The following is a 404-nucleotide window of genomic DNA, read 5'->3' as shown; positions in this document are numbered from 1 at the left end:
CAGGCAAAATCTTGTCCCTATGCGCTTTAAACACAGATTTTTCACAATTATTTATGCCCGTGAATAATTTAGTCACGTTTTGAATAATTTAGTCATCATTTGACTAGGATATTCAGACGTTCCATTGCACATTTGACACAGTAATGGAAATCGAGATCCTCATAAAAGCAATTAATCGCAACAGCGAACTTCAAGAAAAGATACTCTTGAAGCTAGACAAGCTGTGTGATTTTGTATCGAACCATATGACCAATAATAACCTTTCAGAAAGCCTAGTAGATAAGGATAAAGTAAAAGAAATTTACAAAATTAGTGAGAGTACCTTATATCGTTCAAAAAAGAAAAATCAGATTACGCCCATAAAAGTAATTGGCGACCGCGACTATTACCGAGTGGAGGAAATC

General features: G+C 34.9%; 1 protein-coding gene. It reads left to right on the top strand.

Features of this window, described 5'->3' with window-relative positions:
- Positions 1 to 143: 143 nt before the first annotated feature.
- Positions 144 to 404, top strand: a 261-nt coding sequence (locus WC622_RS16675; protein WP_372820821.1) for a hypothetical protein, incomplete at its 3' end; no start/stop codon positions are given.

Source organism: Pedobacter sp. (assembly GCF_041662865.1).
Taxonomy (GTDB): domain Bacteria; phylum Bacteroidota; class Bacteroidia; order Sphingobacteriales; family Sphingobacteriaceae; genus Pedobacter.
Note: the sequence above shows the minus strand (reverse complement) of the source record. Positions and strands in the feature narration are given on the sequence as shown.